16 protein-coding genes are annotated in these 17546 nt (G+C 36.1%); 12 read left to right on the forward strand and 4 right to left on the reverse strand.

The window, feature by feature from the left end:
* Nucleotides 1-82 precede the first annotated feature (82 nt).
* The 3 genes from H3U96_RS06245 (at nucleotide 83) to csdE (ending at nucleotide 2603) form a co-directional block, all read left to right on the forward strand.
* The gene (locus H3U96_RS06245) at nucleotides 83-961 is read left to right on the forward strand and encodes a U32 family peptidase (protein WP_086360487.1); all 879 of its coding nucleotides are present in this window, start codon (nucleotides 83-85) and stop codon (nucleotides 959-961) included.
* A complete protein-coding gene (gene csdA, locus H3U96_RS06250; RefSeq protein ID WP_232347751.1) occupies nucleotides 930-2141 on the forward strand; it encodes a cysteine desulfurase CsdA in 1212 nt (403 codons plus the stop codon). The genes H3U96_RS06245 and csdA overlap by 32 nt, the downstream gene beginning before the upstream one ends.
* A gap of 63 nt (nucleotides 2142-2204) precedes the next feature.
* Nucleotides 2205-2603: a cysteine desulfurase sulfur acceptor subunit CsdE gene (gene csdE / locus H3U96_RS06255; RefSeq protein WP_065577914.1), complete on the forward strand. Its 399-nt coding sequence runs from the start codon at nucleotides 2205-2207 to the stop codon at nucleotides 2601-2603.
* Between the two features lie 58 nt (nucleotides 2604-2661).
* On the opposite strand, the gene dolP is transcribed toward csdE, so the two are convergent.
* On the reverse strand, nucleotides 2662-3234 hold the full coding sequence (gene dolP, locus H3U96_RS06260; RefSeq protein ID WP_086321163.1) for a division/outer membrane stress-associated lipid-binding lipoprotein: 573 nt from the start codon (nucleotides 3232-3234) through the stop codon (nucleotides 2662-2664).
* A gap of 240 nt (nucleotides 3235-3474) precedes the next feature.
* On the opposite strand from dolP, the gene H3U96_RS06265 reads away from it, so the two are divergent.
* Together H3U96_RS06265 and H3U96_RS06270 are read left to right on the forward strand one after the other, a co-directional pair.
* Complete coding sequence (locus H3U96_RS06265) at nucleotides 3475-4173, forward strand: DUF1266 domain-containing protein (RefSeq protein ID WP_198195962.1); 699 nt, start codon at nucleotides 3475-3477, stop codon at nucleotides 4171-4173.
* Nucleotides 4170-6851, forward strand: coding sequence for a hypothetical protein (locus H3U96_RS06270; RefSeq protein WP_198195964.1), 2682 nt, complete (start codon nucleotides 4170-4172; stop codon nucleotides 6849-6851). Before H3U96_RS06265 ends, H3U96_RS06270 begins: the two co-directional genes overlap by 4 nt.
* Nucleotides 6852-6935: 84 nt before the next feature.
* Here the strand turns inward: H3U96_RS06270 and H3U96_RS06275 are convergent, their stop codons facing one another.
* The 3 genes from H3U96_RS06275 to xthA form a co-directional block, all read right to left on the reverse strand.
* Complete coding sequence (locus H3U96_RS06275) at nucleotides 6936-8606, reverse strand: molecular chaperone HscC (RefSeq protein ID WP_232347758.1); 1671 nt, start codon at nucleotides 8604-8606, stop codon at nucleotides 6936-6938.
* 197 nt (nucleotides 8607-8803) lie between these two features.
* Entirely contained in the window at nucleotides 8804-10153 is a 1350-nt protein-coding gene (xseA, locus tag H3U96_RS06280) for an exodeoxyribonuclease VII large subunit (RefSeq protein ID WP_198195968.1), read from the reverse strand.
* Between the two features lie 23 nt (nucleotides 10154-10176).
* Nucleotides 10177-10983 carry an exodeoxyribonuclease III gene (gene xthA / locus H3U96_RS06285; protein WP_198196014.1) on the reverse strand — a complete coding sequence of 269 codons (807 nt, stop codon included), beginning with the start codon at nucleotides 10981-10983 and terminating at the stop codon, nucleotides 10177-10179.
* A 115-nt stretch (nucleotides 10984-11098) separates the two neighbouring features.
* On the opposite strand from xthA, the gene tyrA reads away from it, so the two are divergent.
* From tyrA to atpA, 7 genes are all read left to right on the forward strand, one after another.
* Nucleotides 11099-12220: a bifunctional chorismate mutase/prephenate dehydrogenase gene (gene tyrA, locus H3U96_RS06290; protein ID WP_198195970.1), complete on the forward strand. Its 1122-nt coding sequence runs from the start codon at nucleotides 11099-11101 to the stop codon at nucleotides 12218-12220.
* Between the two features lie 89 nt (nucleotides 12221-12309).
* Nucleotides 12310-13647: a phosphoglucosamine mutase gene (gene glmM, locus H3U96_RS06295; RefSeq protein ID WP_086360491.1), complete on the forward strand. Its 1338-nt coding sequence runs from the start codon at nucleotides 12310-12312 to the stop codon at nucleotides 13645-13647.
* Nucleotides 13648-13901: 254 nt separating this feature from the next.
* Complete coding sequence (atpB, locus tag H3U96_RS06300; RefSeq protein WP_198195972.1) at nucleotides 13902-14684, forward strand: F0F1 ATP synthase subunit A; 783 nt, start codon at nucleotides 13902-13904, stop codon at nucleotides 14682-14684.
* 36 nt (nucleotides 14685-14720) lie between these two features.
* Nucleotides 14721-14951, forward strand: a complete 231-nt coding sequence (atpE, locus tag H3U96_RS06305; protein ID WP_034901511.1) for a F0F1 ATP synthase subunit C — start codon at nucleotides 14721-14723, stop codon at nucleotides 14949-14951.
* Between the two features lie 24 nt (nucleotides 14952-14975).
* A complete protein-coding gene (gene atpF / locus H3U96_RS06310) occupies nucleotides 14976-15446 on the forward strand; it encodes a F0F1 ATP synthase subunit B (RefSeq protein ID WP_034901512.1) in 471 nt (156 codons plus the stop codon).
* Nucleotides 15447-15459: 13 nt separating this feature from the next.
* Nucleotides 15460-15993 carry a F0F1 ATP synthase subunit delta gene (gene atpH / locus H3U96_RS06315; RefSeq protein WP_065614741.1) on the forward strand — a complete coding sequence of 178 codons (534 nt, stop codon included), beginning with the start codon at nucleotides 15460-15462 and terminating at the stop codon, nucleotides 15991-15993.
* Between the two features lie 11 nt (nucleotides 15994-16004).
* A complete protein-coding gene (gene atpA / locus H3U96_RS06320; RefSeq protein WP_198195974.1) occupies nucleotides 16005-17546 on the forward strand; it encodes a F0F1 ATP synthase subunit alpha in 1542 nt (513 codons plus the stop codon).

A 17546-nucleotide genomic window follows, 5' to 3' on the forward strand; every position in this document is an offset into this window, starting at 1 on the left:
GACTTTTGATATTAGCGTTAGAAAATAGCTATCAAACATTGACTATTTAAAATAATTAAATACAGATATAGTGAGCAAGACTATGAAATATGCGTTAGGCCCTGTACTTTATTATTGGCCTAAAATTGAAACCGAAGCCTTTTACCAAGCAGCGAAAGATAGTGACGCAGATATTATTTATATGGGCGAAACAGTATGTACCAAACGTCGGGAAATGAAAGTACCCAATTGGTTAGATTTAGCTAAAGAAATTGCTAAATCTGGTAAACAAGTCGTACTTTCTACCCTAGCACTGCTTGAAGCACCATCAGAACTAATTGATTTAAAACAATTAGTTAATAATGGTGATTTTTTAATTGAAGCTAATGATTTGGCGGCAATTAATATTGCTCATGACAATAATTTACCTTTTGTCGCTGGTCCGGCAATTAACTGTTATAACGCATTAACCCTAAAATTGTTACAAAAACAAGGTATGGTGCGTTGGTGTATGCCAGTTGAACTTTCTCGCGATTGGTTAAGCAATGTTTTAAAACAATTTGATGCATTGAAAATTGAGCGCAATTTTGAAGTTGAAGTATTTAGTTATGGTTATTTACCATTAGCCTATTCCGCCCGCTGTTTTACTGCTAGATCGGAAGATAAACCAAAGGATAAATGTGAGACTTGCTGTATTAAATATCCCGTTGGTCGAGAAGTATTTTCTCAAGAGCAACAAAAAGTATTTGTCCTTAACGGTATTCAAACACAAAGTGGCTACTGTTATAACTTAGGTAACAATCTAAAAGAGATGAAAGGATTAGTTGATATCGTGCGTATTTCTCCGCTTGGAATTGAAACACTCGAGGTAGTTAAGCAATTTAGAGCTAATGAAGAAGGACTAAATCCTTTACACATTGAACATAAACGAGACTGTAACGGTTATTGGAATGGAATTGCAGGACTTGAACTTACACAATAATATGCTGCTATGCGAAAAATTTAGGGCAGACTTCCCTGCCCTAACTAGCCATAATGTGTATCTTGATTCAGCAGCTACAGCACTGAAACCACAAGCCATGATCGATGCAACTGTTGAGTATTACGGGCATAACACTGCAACAGCGCAACGTAGTTTGCACCAAGATGCGCTACAAGTCACCGCAACGATTGATCAAACTAGGCAAAATATTGCTGATCTACTTCATGCTAAGTCAAATTGTGAAATAATTTGGACTCGTGGCACAACCGAATCAATCAACTTAATTGCCCAAAGTTATGCTAGAGCACAATTACACATAGGTGATGAGATCATTGTTAGCGAGTTAGAACATCACAGCAACTTGTTACCTTGGCTTATTGTGGCGAAACAAACTGGCGCCAAAATCATTAAATGGTCAGCAGATATTGATGAGCTTTCAAGATTACTCTCAGCGAGAACTAAAATTGTTGCTATAACTCAAATGTCTAACGTTACCGGTTTTTGTCCAGATTTAGCCCAAATTAGCCAACTAGTTCATCAAACCAATGCGGTATTAGTCGTGGATGGCGCACAAGGCGTTGTACATCATCCGATTGATGTTGAAAAATTAAATATCGATTTTTATGCCTTTTCTGCTCATAAGCTATATGGCCCAACTGGATTGGGGATACTATATGGAAAACAACATTTACTCAAGCAAATGGATGTTTGGCATGGTGGTGGAAAAATGTTAAAAACGGCTTCATTTACCGAATTTACAGTTGAAGATCTTCCCTATAAATTTGAAGCGGGTACGCAAAATATAGCTGGTATTATTGGTTTTAAAGCAACCTTAGATTGGTTAACAAAGTGGAATGAAACACAATTAGAAAGTTATATAACACAATTAGCTGACTATACTGAATCAAAATTAAGTCAATTAACCAATATACAATTTTATAGTGTTAAAAATAGTCCTATAATTAGTTTTAATATACAAAACATTCATCATAATGATGTCGCTATTTTATTAAGCGAACAAAATATTGCCATCCGAACCGGTGAATTGTGTGCTAAACCACTTATGGATAAACTTGGTTGTCATGGTGTTATTCGCATTTCACTTATGCCATATAATAATCAGCACGATATTGATCATTTTATTACAGCATTACAAAATTCCATTGAATTACTCACGTAAACTATATCTGTAGTTAATCAAAGAAACGTTAATGACTTGTTCAATCACTAATCGGTTTTAATTATGCTATCACAACAAACTTTATTTGAATTATTTTCTAAACAACATAACTGGCAAGATCGTTATAGACAATTAATTGCCTTAGCAAAACAATTACCTGATTTTCCGGATATAAAAAAAATAGAATCCAACCAAATTTATGGTTGTGAAAATCGGGTATGGCTAACTAATGAAAAACAATTAGATAATACTTTTACCTTTCAAGGTGATAGTGAAGGTAGAATCGTAAAAGGATTGTTAGCTATTTTAATCATTACTGCCAATCATAAAACAGCAGAACAAATTCAAGCCATCGATTTCCTTGCAATATTAAAGCAATTAAAAATTACTGATGAGTTGAGTCAATCTCGGCTACAAGGGATTGAAAAAATAATTGAGCGTATTAAGTTAGCGGGTAGCTAGTAAAAAAGGGAGAATAATTTCTCCCTTTTTAAAGCTTTTTAGCTTTTACAATTAGTGATTAACGTATAGTAAATAATGTAACAACTTTCTTAACACCAGCAACTTTACTTGCAACAGTAGCGGCTTCTTGGCCTTCTTCACTGCTAACAATACCGATTAAAAATACCTCACCATTTTCCGTAACGACTTTGATATTACGTGCTTTTGTTTTGGAATTTAGTGTAAGTTGGGATTTAACTTTGGTGGTTATCCACATATCATTGGTGATTGTTCCTGCTCCAACCGGTTCTCCAGCACGAATTTGGTTATAAACTTTCTTAACTCCTTCAACTTGATAAGCTAGACGTTCAGCTTTTTCAATTTGTTCGGCATTGGCTTGGCCAGTCAAAATAATATTGCCATCATAAGTACTTGAAGATATACGAGAGCCAATAAAAAAAGGACCATTTTCACTTAATTTACTGTTCATTCTGGTGTTCAGGGTCGTATCATCAACTTGTGTTCCTGTGGTACGCGGATCGGTGGCAACTTTTGCGGTAGCACCAGCACCGACGCCAATAACAGCAGCAACACACCCTTGTAACATTAATGTGCTAGTTACTAATGCTGTTACTAAAATAAATTTTTTCATTATCACTCCTTTTATTTACTACCCAGTAGAATTCAAATACTGATGAACAGTTTTTATTATGCCTTGTAGATATAGTTTTGCAAAATAATTTTATTATTTTAAAAGATAAAGTATTTCGATTTTTTAGCTAACCTATAGTAAAAAAATAAATAGTCTAATTGCCTTAACAAATATTTATTTTTTTATCAAATCTGTTATCTTTTGATAAAAAGTCGTATAAAAAATTAATGGAATAAAGCTATGAATCAAGATTATATCGATTGGTTATATGGTCTATCGGCACCAATGGTTGCCTTAAATAAAGAGTGTGGCGCAAGTTATACATCACCCTTTTTTTTTCCTGAGGATAAATATACCGATTTGAAAAAAGACTGGGGTATTGATTCGCGAGAAACACTATTAGCAATGGTTTTTAATATGGTCGATGATGGTCATGCAACAGCCTTATCTAAACATTATTTTATGTATCCTCGCCTATCGGCATTAGATTGGTTAAATTATATCGAGAAACAGAGCGATTACGATAAAGTTTTGCTCGAATTTGTTGAACAGACTTATTCCGAATGTGGCACAGGAGGCATCCGTAGTTGGGATTACGCACGTATGGGATATATATTGCGTAATGGCATCACCAATAAATTTATTACTGAAGAAGAAGCCCTTTGGATTTTGTATAGAATAGGACTGCGAGCACAATACTATTATTCATCATGGCAAAGTTATTTTTCTGGTTGGTTTGTCGGTTATCAATATTGGGAATCATTGACTAATAAAGAAGATTTAGAAAGATTACGTTGTGACTTATGCCGTTCATCCCAAACATGGACTATGACTAAATTGTATAGCGACGAAGATTCCCCTTATCATCACCTGCCTTGGAATATTGATATAGATGAATTGGAAAAACCTGAATCATTAATGGAGTATGCTTGGTCATGAATAACAATTTTTGGCAATTATTAGCAATTGAGAAAACTACCGATATCGCCGTGATTCGACAAGCATATCGGGCAAAACTACCTGAATATCATCCTGAAACAGATCCTGATGGTTTTAAAGCGCTACGCGAAGCCTATGAATTAGCAATGCAGTATGCAAAATCACCAGAATCAATGGCTGATGATTTAAATCAAGAACAGCCTACTGAAGAAGTTATTAAACCACTCACCGCAGAAGAGCAACAAGTCAAAGAAATCTGTGATAACTATCAAGCACTACTCGATGATCCGGTTCGATGCCATAATGTGAATGAGTGGCATAAATTTGTTGCTTCATTTTATGATTACCCAATGTCTATAATAGAAATTGCTAAATGGAAAATGTTAGATATCAGTTATGACACTGTGACAATATCACTATCATGTGTGAAAATATTAGCTGATAATCTACGCTGGCGTCAGCAAATAAATAGTTATTCGCCCAACGACGCTGATATGTATGAGAACTTTTTTGATCATATTGATCGTGGTGATTTTTTTGATTATGACAGCTTACCAAAGACAAATAAAGCCGTACAAAATGTAACCATCGACTATGCTCGTTGTGCTAGATGGCTTTTCTGGGAAAAACCAGCAGCAGAATTAACAGAATATTTATCTATTCATACTGTAGTTTACTTACCTGATAATCCCGAGTTCATGCAAGAACTAGCCAATTGGTATTATTTTGCTAAATCGCCAAATAGAGGATTATTAGATTATGCCTTAACTTGTATTGACGATCCTAATCAAGAACAGCAAATACAAGAACAATGGAAAGCCGTCGCCGCAATGCAGTATTCACTGCTTGAAGACGAACAAAATGCCTTATTACTTTGGTTAGAACTTTATCATTTACCACAATATCAAGAAAAGGCTGCCAATTGGTTAATATTATGGTGTTCCAAAAATCGGTTTGATTATCTACCATTATTAATTCTGGCATTAAACCAATCTTATTGTTTAACGGCAGAAGATCAGGAAACTTATATATATAGTATTCCGCAATTTACGCCATCAACAATTTCTCGACTACTGAAATTTAGGAAACAAAACTACAGCAATGAAATTGCGGCTGTTATAACCTGGGCTCTGGATAATCATTGGAATTATCGTCAAGTTCTACACACTTTATTATGCGATGATGGAAACAATCGGTTATATCGTTTATACCGACATGCAATCATGCTACGACACGGTAATAAAACACTTTTACAAGAAATCTTAGCTGACTCAAGTGAAGATGAGTTTGAACAATTTATTTTACAAAATTTACAGCGTCAAGCTAGACAACACCTTGAATGGCTCACTAATTTGCCACCCGTTCAGGAGTTTAAACAATGGTTGTACCAAAGTGATGAAAATGCAACTATCCCGACTAAATTTGATCCAGATAACGAAAAAGGCAATCAGTTTTTATATGGTCGATTATGGTTAGATAGATTCGATGATATCCCATTTGTCGCCAAATTACATTTATACCGCAATGTAACTTATCGAAATATGGAAATGTTTGATTGGCCGATATATTATCAATTTAGGGGGGGTAATAATTTACCTAAATCACCTGAACAATCAATTATTGAGGCTGATAAAAATGCGTATTGGCAATGGTATCGTTACTGTTTATTAGCCATTACTATTGCCAATTCACCAATTAAAGCCGCAGACTTTATTCGTGAAAAAGATAACTTATTTTTACTCCCAGAAAATGATCCGCTAGTGCCGCTGATCAATACCTTTAAGTCTAACGAATGGCAAAATGATACACAATTATATAATTTAATCGATACTGATAACCAGTTGATTGGCAGTATGTTGGTTAATTATCCAAATTCAATTGAGACGTTTACCGACTCGCCAGAAGAAGTTAATTGGGATGAAATTGAACAAATAGTTGAACAAAGATGGGCAAATAAACTAGCCAACAAACCAGTAAGTTGTTTAATGTTACTGTATATGATTGTTTTTGATAAACCAAATCAAAAAACAAAACTACACCAAATACTACAAAAACTTGCTGGCGATGATCTACAGTTAAAAAAACTTGCTAACGCATTTTGTGATAAATTATCTATTCCATCATCCCTTAAAAAACATAATGATGAATTGCAAAACATAGATAAATTATATGCTATAAATAAAAAGTTAGACAAAGATGATTCGCTATGCGAAGAAGAAGATATCGAAGTACTAGAAGAAATTGGACAAAATAATGATAATAATAGCATAATTAAATTATCCTCAGCATTGCTGTTAGCCAAAAATATGGATCACCAGAAAAAGCTGCAATCAAAATCATTTCCGCCAAATGAATGGTGGCAAATTTGGCGTTGGAAGGGGCGAACAAATTTAACTGGTTTCTTAAAACAAATGGGCTACGTCAGTTTACCTTTATTTTTTCTAATAATAGGAGCAGCAGGAAAAACTAATTTAAATCATCCAATTATGCTTGTATTATGCGGATTAGCAACAATCAATAGCGTTTTGGCAATAAAACGACGCTTAAATGACTGTTATTCTAATGGAGGTATCTATTATTTTGTATCCGCCACAATTCTATTACCATTTCTATTATTGCCGTGTTGGCTTTCAACTGTTAATGAAACCAACCGCTACGGACCACCAATACAAAAATAATTAGAAAAAATGAATCATCTACATATCCCCTTTGAAACACTCTTTTCTGATTAGCAAAGGGGATAATTTTAGAAAAAGTAATGATTATCGATTAAGCTCGCTAAGATTTACCTCTATCTCACTGCGTACTTGCTCGATTTCTTCAGGATTCTGCTGATCAAGTACTTGCATAAAAGCTTCAATATATGCTCCAATTAATATTCGTTCATCACCCAATGACTGTGCCCATGCTCGTTCTAGTCGCGCTAATAAAGTACGATTTGGCATTTCATCACGCGGATGAATCTTAAGGGCCGCCAGACGTTCATGGCTCTCTTGTTTTTGCTTATCAGTTAACCCTATTGGACTATGATCAATCACTTTGCCATGCAATTCGCCAGTTTCAAGCAATACCACATCAACTTCGAGCAAACCATTTAAATCATAACTAAAACGAACATCAATCCCTTGTATTTTTTCCATTGGCTTTAAAGGAACTTCAAATTCATCAATTAGAACATTATTTTCTACCCGAGGGTTTTCACCTTGATAAACTGAAAGCATAATGCTTTTTTGTTGTGGGTGGGTCGTAGAAAAGGTTTTTACTTTTGACGTTGGAACAATCGTATTACGTTCAATAATCGGCGAAAATAAGCCATTGATATTACCAGAACTACTTTCAATGCCTAGCGTATATGGGCACACATCGGTAAGAATCACTTCTTCAACATCAACATCACGTAAACGACATGCTGCTTGCACTGCTGCACCTTGTGCAACAATAGTCGTAGGATTAATGTGACGATAAGGTAATTTGGCAAATAATTTGGTTACTAACTCTCGAACTACACCTAACTGCGATGAACCACCAACTAAGACAATATGCTCAAGTTCATTAGGTTTTAAGCGAGCATCACTTAGAGCCTGTTCAACAGGTGCTCGTAAGCGATTAAGTAAAGGTAACCAAATTGATTTAGCTCTTATTTCATTTAATGAAAATTGCCATAACTTGTCTTGCCAAGACCAAGTCAAATTATGTATTTGTTCTCCACTTAGTTTACATTTTAGTTGTTCGGCTAAATCTAGCAAGCGAGCATAGTCATCAATTGGTATATCAGATTGTTTGAGTTGCCATTCGCTTAAACAAGCTTTAACAAGTTCATGAGTAAAATCTTCACCACCTAAGTAATTATCACCAGCTGAAGCATGAACCTCAATGATTGGCATGCTATATTCCAAAACAGTAACATCAAATGTACCACCCCCTAAATCAAAAACTAATGTATTACCAGATTGTTCTTCATGTAATCCATACGCCATGGCGGCGGCAGTCGGTTCATTAATTAAACGCACAGCATTTAAGCCAGCTAGCTCAGCAGCAAAGCGAGTCTGTTTACGCTGTTCATCATTAAAATAAGCAGGTACGGATATTACTACATCACGAATCTCTTGTTTTAAAAAAGCTTCAGCATCAGCTTTTAATGATTTTAAAACCAATGCAGAAAGTTCGGTTGGGGTGTATTTTTGCTCACCTAATTCAAAAACTTTACTTGAGCCTAAAAAACGTTTGAATGCCGCAGCACTACGGCTAGGATGAGTGGTTAAACGTGATAAAGCAGCATGACCAACTAAAATAGAGTTATCTTCATCAATGCTAACCACCGATGGCGTAACAACTTCGCCGATAGCGTTGGGAATAAGCGTTGATTGACCATTTTGCCAAACACAAATCAAACTATTGGTAGTACCTAAATCAATACCTATTGGAGGATGCATAACCACTTTATTCTCTTAGTATTTTTTAATAAATTTTTTGGATATTATATCCTTAATACTATTTAAGATACAATTTTATCCAATTTCGAGCATTAAATTTATTAAAAGTGTAGATTAGGAATAAAAACAGAATAGTTAAATAAAGCGCTAATTTTTAATTAAGCTATAATAAGTTGATTTTTCAAACCTAAACACAACTATTGTGAATTAGATTTTTTATTAATCTCAATAATTTGACTCGTTACTTTGCCACTTTTTAACTGCGTTTCAATCATTTCTCCAATAACGACTTGCTCAACTGTGCGTATCACTTTGTGTTGCTGATTAGTTGTTACTGAATAACCTCGTTCTAGGGTTGCTAGTGGACTAACACTATTAAGTTGAGATGTTTGTAATACAAACTGATGTTTAGCATCTGTCAGCTTGTTTTGAATTAAATTAATGAGTTGCTGCTGTTTTTGTTTAAGGCTTTGCCCATAATAAAGAATTTTATGCCGTGGTGAAACACGAACTAAACGTTTATCAAGTAGGTTATGGCGATAAGATTGCCTTAATAAATATTGCTGCATATTTTCAAACAAGGCATGACGACCACTTAATAACCGACTTAATTGTTTTGATAATTTTGCTTGAGGGTGCTGTGTTTGTAATTGATGGCGCCATTTATTTAAGCGTTCTCGTCGACGCATTAAATAGTAATCCATCGCCATGCATAAATATTGTTCTTGAACTTGCAAACGCTTAATTTGCTCTAGTTTGTCTCGACTTACCAGCTCAGCCGCTGCAGATGGCGTTGCTGCACGAACATCAGCAACAAAATCAGCAATCGAAAAATCGACTTCATGACCAACAGCACTGACAATCGGTAATCGGCTAGCAAAAATTGCTCTTGCAACCACTTCTTCATTAAATGCCCAAAGATCCTCAAGTGCACCACCACCCCGCCCAACTATTAGCACATCACATTCTTGGCGAATATTGGCAATTTCAATCATCCTTGCTATTTGGGCAGCCGCTTCATTACCTTGTACCTGAGTTGGATAGATAATCAAATGCAAACTAGGATCGCGTCGATTTAATATCTGACAAATATCATGCAACGCAGCACCAGTTGCTGAAGTAATAATTCCAACCGTACGAATATTATCGGGTAATGTTTGTTTATAAATAGGATCAAACAATCCTTCTTCTGACAGTTTTTGTTTTAAATGCTCAAATTTTTGTTGTAACAGTCCCGCACCAGCGGGTTGCATTTTATTAATGACCAATTGATATTCGCCACGTGCTTCATAAAGCGTTACCGAAGCATTTACCAACACTTGTTGACCATTTTGTGGAGTAAATCCGGTGCGGAAATTACTATTACGAAACATAGCACACCGCACTTGAGCAACTTCATCTTTTAGTGTGAAATACCAATGGCCAGAAGAAGGGCGAGAAAAATTAGAAATTTCCCCCACTAACCAAATTTGTCCAATAGCTTCAGAAAGCAGTTCTTTAACGATTTGGTTAAGATCTTTGACCGATAAAATCGAACTGCTTTGCATACTATTATCCTCATGGTTGAAGTTTAATCTAAATCAAATTGTGCCCAGATCGGTGCATGGTCAGATGGCTTTTCCATGCCTCGAATATCATAATCGATACCGGTTTGCTGACAATATTGCTGTAACTTTTGGCTGGCTAATATTAAATCAATTCTTAATCCTGTTTCACTATCAAATCCTTTGGAACGATAATCAAACCATGAATATCTTTGCGATTCAGGATTAGCATGACGATAAGTATCAGTATAACCAAGAGACATTAAATTATTTATCCATTCACGCTCTTCAGGCAAAAAAGAACATTTACCAGTACGCAACCACCGTTTACGACTATCATCAGAAATACCAATATCTAAATCGGTTGGACAAATATTCATATCCCCCATAATTAAGGATAATTGACTATTAAGTTGCTGGTTTTGTATGTACTGATTTAAATCCTGATAAAATTTACGTTTAGCCGGGTATTTGATTTCATGGTGTAAACTTTCTCCCTGAGGAAAATAGCCATTGATAATGATTAAATTACCTTGGCTAGTCGGTAATTCAGCCATAATTAATCGGCATTGTGCGCCTTCCTCATCAGTTGGAAAACCACATTGGACTGATAATGGTTTTTGCTTAGTCAATAATGCCACGCCATAATGCCCTTTTTGACCATGATAATGTAAGTGATAACCAAACTGCGCCAGTTCCTCAACAGGAAATTGATCGTTATGAACTTTGGTCTCTTGCAAGCCAATTATATCCGGTTGATGTTTATCAATAATTGCAGCTAATTGGTGAATTCTAGCCCGAAGACTATTAATATTAAATGAGATAACTTTAATCATAAATTTATTGTATTTGATTTAATTTTGCAATTGACCCATGCTACCAAAAATACGTTATACTGTTAAGCAATTACAGTAAAAGCTATAACTTGTGATAAAGGATCCAGCAAATATGTCAAAGGAATTACTTGCATTGCGCAATAAAATTGATGAAGTTGATCAATCGATTTTATCTTTAATTAATCAGCGACTAGCATTAGTCGCAGAAGTTGGCGAAGTGAAAAGTGAGCATGGAATTCCAATTTACGATCCAAAACGTGAAGCGGATATGTTAGCTAAACGGAAACAAGAAGCCGAAGATTTAGGTATATCACCAGCGCTAATCGAAGATATTTTACGCCGCTTAATGCGTGAGTCTTATATAAGTGAAAACGACAAAGGTTTTAAAAAGGTTTACACTGGCAAAGGATCAATTGTCATCATTGGTGGTAACGGCCAAATGGGTAGACTATTTGCCCGACTATTTACCCTGTCAGGTTATACAGTCAAAACCTTGGGTTCAAAAACCATGCATCAAGCAGCCGAAGTCGTTGCTGATGCTGCTGCAGTTATTGTGACCGTACCGATCAACAAAACATGTGAAATTATTGAACAATTACCACCACTACCTAAAGATTGCATTTTAACTGATTTTACTTCAATCAAAGTCAAACCGTTACAAGCGATGTTAGCTAAGCATGCAGGTCCTGTCGTTGGCTTACATCCAATGTTCGGCCCTGATGTACCTAATTTAGCTAAACAAGTTATTGTTTACTGCCAAGGACGATACCCGGAACAATACCAATGGTTAATTGAACAAATGCGGATTTGGGGAGCAAATTTATGTGCGATTGATGCAAAAGAGCATGATAAATGCATGTCATTTATTCAAGCATTGCGTCATTTTACTTCATTCTCATATGGTGTGAATTTACAACGAGAACACGCTGATTTAGAACAGCTAATTACCCTATCATCACCAATTTATCGACTTGAATTAATGATGGTAGGCCGTTTATTTGCTCAGGATCCAGAACTTTATGCCGATATCATCATGGCATCAGATGCCAATATTGAATTAATTAAACGTTACTATCAATGTTTTGGGCAAATGGTTAAATTAATCGAACAAAGAGATAAAACCAAATTCATTGAGAATTTTAATGAAGTAACCAAATGGTTTGGTAAATATGCCGAGCGTTTTATTAAAGAAAGCCAAGTGTTATTGAAATTTGCTAACGACAATCGAGAATAGTTTAGCTAAGCACTTTTATAAAATAGCAGTAACGTTAACATTATAACGCTGGCAATGAGTTAAATAAAAATTCTGTATGAGGAAATAACATGTCTAATCGGAAATATTTTGGGACAGATGGTATTCGTGGAAAAGTTGGAGAATATCCTATAACGCCTGATTTTGCTCTCAAATTAGGTTGGGCTGCTGGGCGAGTACTAGCTAAAGATGGTGTAAAAAAAGTCATCATCGGTAAAGATACTCGCATTTCAGGCTATATGCTGGAATCAGCATTAGAGGCAGGATTTGCTTCGGCTGGTGTAGCAGCTGCATTTACTGGGCCAATGCCAACACCAGCGATTGCTTATTTAACTCGCACATTTCGTGCTGATGCAGGTGTAGTCATTTCTGCCTCACATAATCCTTTCTATGATAATGGCATTAAATTTTTCTCAAACGAAGGACGCAAACTTGATGATGCAATTGAGTTAGAAATCGAAGCACAACTAGAGAAAGAGATCGATTGCGTCGAATCAAAACAGTTAGGTCGAGCCAGTCGAATAACCGATGCTGCTGGTCGATATATTGAATTTTGTAAAAGTACTTTTGATCACGATTTAAGTTTATCAGGCCTAAAAATTGTGGTGGATTGTGCCAATGGTGCCACTTATCACATTGCCCCGAAAGTATTGCGTGAGCTTGGCGCCAAAGTGATCAAAATTGGCTGTGATCCTGATGGCGTTAACATCAATGAAAATTGTGGTGCCACTGATGTAAAAGCGTTAACTGAGCAAGTTATCAATGAAAAAGCCGATTTAGGTTTCGCTCTTGATGGTGATGGCGACCGTATTATTATGGTTGACCATAAAGGTAATAAAATTGATGGTGATTTAATTATTTATATCATCGCTCGAGAAGCATTAAGACAGGGTCAGCTTAAAGGTGGTGTGGTTGGTACGCTAATGAGTAATATGGGACTGGAAATCGCCCTTAAAAATCTTGGAATTCCATTTGTAAGAGCAAAAGTCGGCGATAGATATGTACTTGAAATGCTAGTTGAAAAAAATTGGCGATTAGGCGCTGAAAATTCAGGTCATGTTCTACTGCTAGATAAAACGACTACCGGTGATGGTATTGTTGCTGGCTTACAAGTTTTAGCTGCCATGGTACGCAATAATATGTCATTAGCTGATTTATGTAGTGGTATGACAATGCTACCACAAATATTAATTAATGTTCGTTTCTCAGGTAAAGATGATCCATTAACGAATCCTGAAGTTAAATCAGCCATTGCGCAGGCAGAACAACAACTCAGTAATAATGGACGAGTACTCATTCGTAAATCAGGCACAGAGCCTCTTATTAGAGTGATGGTTGAAGGTAGCAATCAATCACAAGTTCAGCAACTTGCGGAACAAATTGCTAATGCAGTTAAACAATCAAATTAGCCTATTTTTTCTACATTAATTAGGCAATTGGTGAAAATTATTTCTAATAAAGTGATTATTAAAGCTGTTATTCTTTACGCAAAATTAGTAAAAAGTGTCTAAATTCTTTATTTTTTTAATCAGTTGTTGACTTAATATAGGCAATTAGGTTTAAAATAACAGCTTCGGTTATTGCAGTAATTGTTTATACCTTTTAAGGTAAAAAATATAACAAGCTGTAGTTTTTATTTTTAGAAAATAGGTAAGAGGGTTATATGGCAGTTTCCTCTCCAGCTTCACCGCAAGCTTATATAAAACACCATCTTGAAAACTTACAAGTCGGTTCTGGTTTTTGGACCTTTAATCTTGATTCCTTGTTCTTTTCAATTTTACTTGGTGTGCTGTTTTTATGGATTTTCCATCGTGTTGCAAGGAAAGCAACGAGTGGCGTACCAAGTAAACTTCAATGTGTAGTCGAGATGATCTTTGAATTTGTCAATAATACCGTCAAAGACATGTTTACTGGCCAAAATAAACTCATTGCCCCTTTAGCTCTTACTGTGTTTATTTGGGTTTTCTTAATGAATCTGATGGATCTCATTCCAGTTGATTTCTTACCTTACGCTGGACAATATTTAGGTTTATCACATTTAAGAGTCGTACCGACAGCTGACGTTAGTATTACCATGTCAATGTCTTTAGGCGTATTTGCGCTTATCATCATCTATTCAATCAAATATAAAGGGATTACAGGTTTTATTAAAGAATATACTTTACATCCTTTTAATCATTGGGCATTTGCACCAATTAACTTAGTCCTAGAACTTGTTAGTTTATTAGCTAAACCTGTCTCATTAGGATTACGACTTTTCGGTAATATGTATGCTGGTGAACTTATCTTCATCTTAATTGCTGCACTATTACCTTGGTGGTCACAATGGGTATTATCATTACCATGGGCTATTTTCCATATTTTGATAATTACCTTACAAGCATTTATTTTTATGGTGTTGACGATTGTCTATTTAGCGATGGCTTCGGCAACAGAAGATCATTAATTTTTAAATTTTTTTGATAATAAACTGGAGTATATAATGGATAGTATGTTATTTGTAGCCGCAGGCATAATGATGGGATTAGCTGCAATCGGTGGTGCAGTTGGTATTGGTTTATTAGGTGGTAAATTCTTAGAAGGTGCTGCTCGCCAACCAGAATTAATGCCTATGTTACGTACCCAATTCTTTATCGTTATGGGCTTAGTTGATGCGATCCCTATGATTTGTGTAGGTATTGCGTTATATGTCATTTTTGCTGTTGCAGGCTAATAATAATTTAAGAGGAATTGTCTCATGAATATGAACGCAACTCTCCTCGGCCAAGCAATTACATTTGTATTGTTTGTTTGGTTCTGTATGAAGTTTGTTTGGCCACCCGTTATCCGAGCGATTGAAAAACGCCAAAAAGAGATAGCAGATGGACTTGCTTCAGCAGAAACAGCAAAAAAAGATTTGGAATTAGCCAAAGCAAATACATCTGACATAATGCAACAGGCTAAGGTTGAGGCTAATGCAATTATTGAGCAAGCGAATAAACGCAAAGCAGCCATTCTTGAAGAAGCACAACAAGAAGCTTCTCGTGAAAAAGAAAGGATTGTTGCTCAAGGACTTGCTGAAGTTGAAGCTGAGCGCAAACGCGCTAGAGAAGAGCTTAAACAACAAGTCGCTACACTCGCTATTGCCGGTGCAGAAAAAATTATTGAACGTTCTGTTAATGAAGCCGCTAACAGCGACATCATTGATAAACTCGTAGCTGAACTATAAGGAGAATAGAGCAATGGCTGACTTAATTACGATTGCTCGCCCTTATGCTAAAGCCGCTTTCGACTTTGCTGTTGAAAAAAATAGCATCGAATCATGGCATAAAATGTTGGTGTTAACATCTGAAGTGAGCAAAGATGCTCAAATCAGAAGTATCTTAACATCTGACATGAAAACCGATTCAGTGGCTAACTTACTCATCAATATCTGTAAAGATGTATTAGATGAGTTTAGCACTAATTTTATTAAAGTTATGGCTGAAAACAAACGTTTATCGCTTCTTCCTGAAGTGTTAAGTTTGTTTGAGCAATACTGTCTAGATAAAGAAGCACAAGCAGATGTTGAGGTTATTTCTGCTAATGAGCTTACCAGTGAACAACTTGATAAAATTTCTGTCGCAGTCGAAAAACGTTTATCACGAAAAGTAAAACTAAAATGTCATATTGATAAATCGCTCATTTCTGGTTTTATTATTCGTACGGGCGATATGGTTATTGATAGTAGTATCAGAGGGCGTCTAAATCGACTAAATGACGCTCTACAGTCTTAAGGGGACTGATAATGCAGCTAAATTCAACTGAAATAAGTGAACTAATTAAAGAGCGGATAGCTCAGTTCAATATTGTGAGTGATGCTCACAATGAAGGAACTATCATATCTGTAAGTGATGGTATTCTTCGAATCCACGGATTAACCGATGTAATGCAAGGTGAAATGATTGCATTACCAGGCAACCGTTATGCAATGGCATTAAATCTTGAAAGAGATTCTGTTGGAGCTGTGGTCATGGGACCATACGAAGACTTATCTGAAGGGATGAAAGTGCAATGTACTGGCCGTATTTTACAGGTACCAGTAGGTGATGGTTTATTAGGCCGTGTTATTAATACTCTCGGTGAACCAATTGATGGTAAAGGTTCTATTCAACATGATGGATTTTCACCAGTAGAAGTGGTTGCTCCTGGTGTTATCGACCGTCAATCAGTTGACCAAGCATTACAAACTGGTTATAAAGCGGTTGACTCAATGATTCCAATTGGTCGTGGTCAACGTGAACTTATCATCGGTGACCGTCAAACAGGTAAAACCGCATTAGCAATTGACGCCATTATTAATCAACGTGATTCTGGGGTTAAATGTATCTATGTAGCAATCGGTCAAAAACAATCAACTATTGCTAACGTAGTGCGTAAACTTGAAGAGCATGGTGCACTTAAAAACACAATTGTGGTGGTGGCATCAGCATCTGAATCTGCAGCATTACAATACTTAGCACCTTACGCTGGTTGTGCCATGGGAGAATACTTCCGTGATCGCGGTCAAGATGCATTAATTGTTTATGATGATTTATCAAAACAAGCGGTTGCTTATCGTCAAATTTCATTATTACTTCGTCGTCCACCTGGACGTGAAGCTTACCCTGGTGATGTATTCTATCTTCACTCTCGTTTACTTGAACGTGCAGCTCGGGTTAACGAAGCTTATGTTGAGGAATTCACTAAAGGTGAAGTAAAAGGTAAAACTGGTTCATTAACTGCATTACCAATTATCGAAACTCAAGCAGGTGACGTTTCAGCGTTCGTACCAACTAACGTAATTTCGATTACTGATGGTCAGATCTTCCTTGAAACTAGCTTATTTAACTCAGGTATTCGCCCAGCGGTAAACCCAGGTATTTCGGTTTCTCGTGTTGGTGGTGCTGCGCAAACTAAGATAATGAAAAAATTATCTGGTGGTATTCGTACTGCTCTTGCACAATATCGTGAATTAGCAGCATTCTCACAATTTGCCTCTGACTTAGATGAAGCAACAAGAAACCAATTAAGCCATGGTGAAAAAGTAACTGAATTACTCAAACAAAAGCAATACTCGCCAATGACTGTTGCTGAGCAATCAATTGTACTTTACGCTGCGGAGCGTGGTTATCTTGAAGATGTTGAACTTGCTAAAGTATTATCATTTGAAACAGCACTTCTTGCTTATGCCCAAAGTCAATATGCCGATTTTGTTAAGCAAATCGACGAAACAGGCAATTACAATGATGAGATTGAAAACAAGTTAAAAGCAATGCTTGAAAGCTTTAAATCAACTCAAACTTGGTAA

Origin of the sequence: Gilliamella sp. M0364, from assembly GCF_016100565.1 — a bacterium.
GTDB lineage: Bacteria > Pseudomonadota > Gammaproteobacteria > Enterobacterales > Orbaceae > Gilliamella > Gilliamella apis.

Coding starts and splice junctions, on each gene's coding strand:
- H3U96_RS06245 (WP_086360487.1), top strand. CDS start 83: ATGAAATATGCGTTAGGCCCTGTACTTTATTATTGGCCTAAAATTGAA.
- csdA (WP_232347751.1), top strand. CDS start 930: ATGGAATTGCAGGACTTGAACTTACACAATAATATGCTGCTATGCGAA.
- csdE (WP_065577914.1), top strand. CDS start 2,205: ATGCTATCACAACAAACTTTATTTGAATTATTTTCTAAACAACATAAC.
- dolP (WP_086321163.1), bottom strand. CDS start 3,234: ATGAAAAAATTTATTTTAGTAACAGCATTAGTAACTAGCACATTAATG.
- H3U96_RS06265 (WP_198195962.1), top strand. CDS start 3,475: ATGAATCAAGATTATATCGATTGGTTATATGGTCTATCGGCACCAATG.
- H3U96_RS06270 (WP_198195964.1), top strand. CDS start 4,170: ATGAATAACAATTTTTGGCAATTATTAGCAATTGAGAAAACTACCGAT.
- H3U96_RS06275 (WP_232347758.1), bottom strand. CDS start 8,606: ATGCATCCTCCAATAGGTATTGATTTAGGTACTACCAATAGTTTGATT.
- xseA (WP_198195968.1), bottom strand. CDS start 10,153: ATGCAAAGCAGTTCGATTTTATCGGTCAAAGATCTTAACCAAATCGTT.
- tyrA (WP_198195970.1), top strand. CDS start 11,099: ATGTCAAAGGAATTACTTGCATTGCGCAATAAAATTGATGAAGTTGAT.
- glmM (WP_086360491.1), top strand. CDS start 12,310: ATGTCTAATCGGAAATATTTTGGGACAGATGGTATTCGTGGAAAAGTT.
- atpB (WP_198195972.1), top strand. CDS start 13,902: ATGGCAGTTTCCTCTCCAGCTTCACCGCAAGCTTATATAAAACACCAT.
- atpE (WP_034901511.1), top strand. CDS start 14,721: ATGGATAGTATGTTATTTGTAGCCGCAGGCATAATGATGGGATTAGCT.
- atpF (WP_034901512.1), top strand. CDS start 14,976: ATGAATATGAACGCAACTCTCCTCGGCCAAGCAATTACATTTGTATTG.
- atpH (WP_065614741.1), top strand. CDS start 15,460: ATGGCTGACTTAATTACGATTGCTCGCCCTTATGCTAAAGCCGCTTTC.
- atpA (WP_198195974.1), top strand. CDS start 16,005: ATGCAGCTAAATTCAACTGAAATAAGTGAACTAATTAAAGAGCGGATA.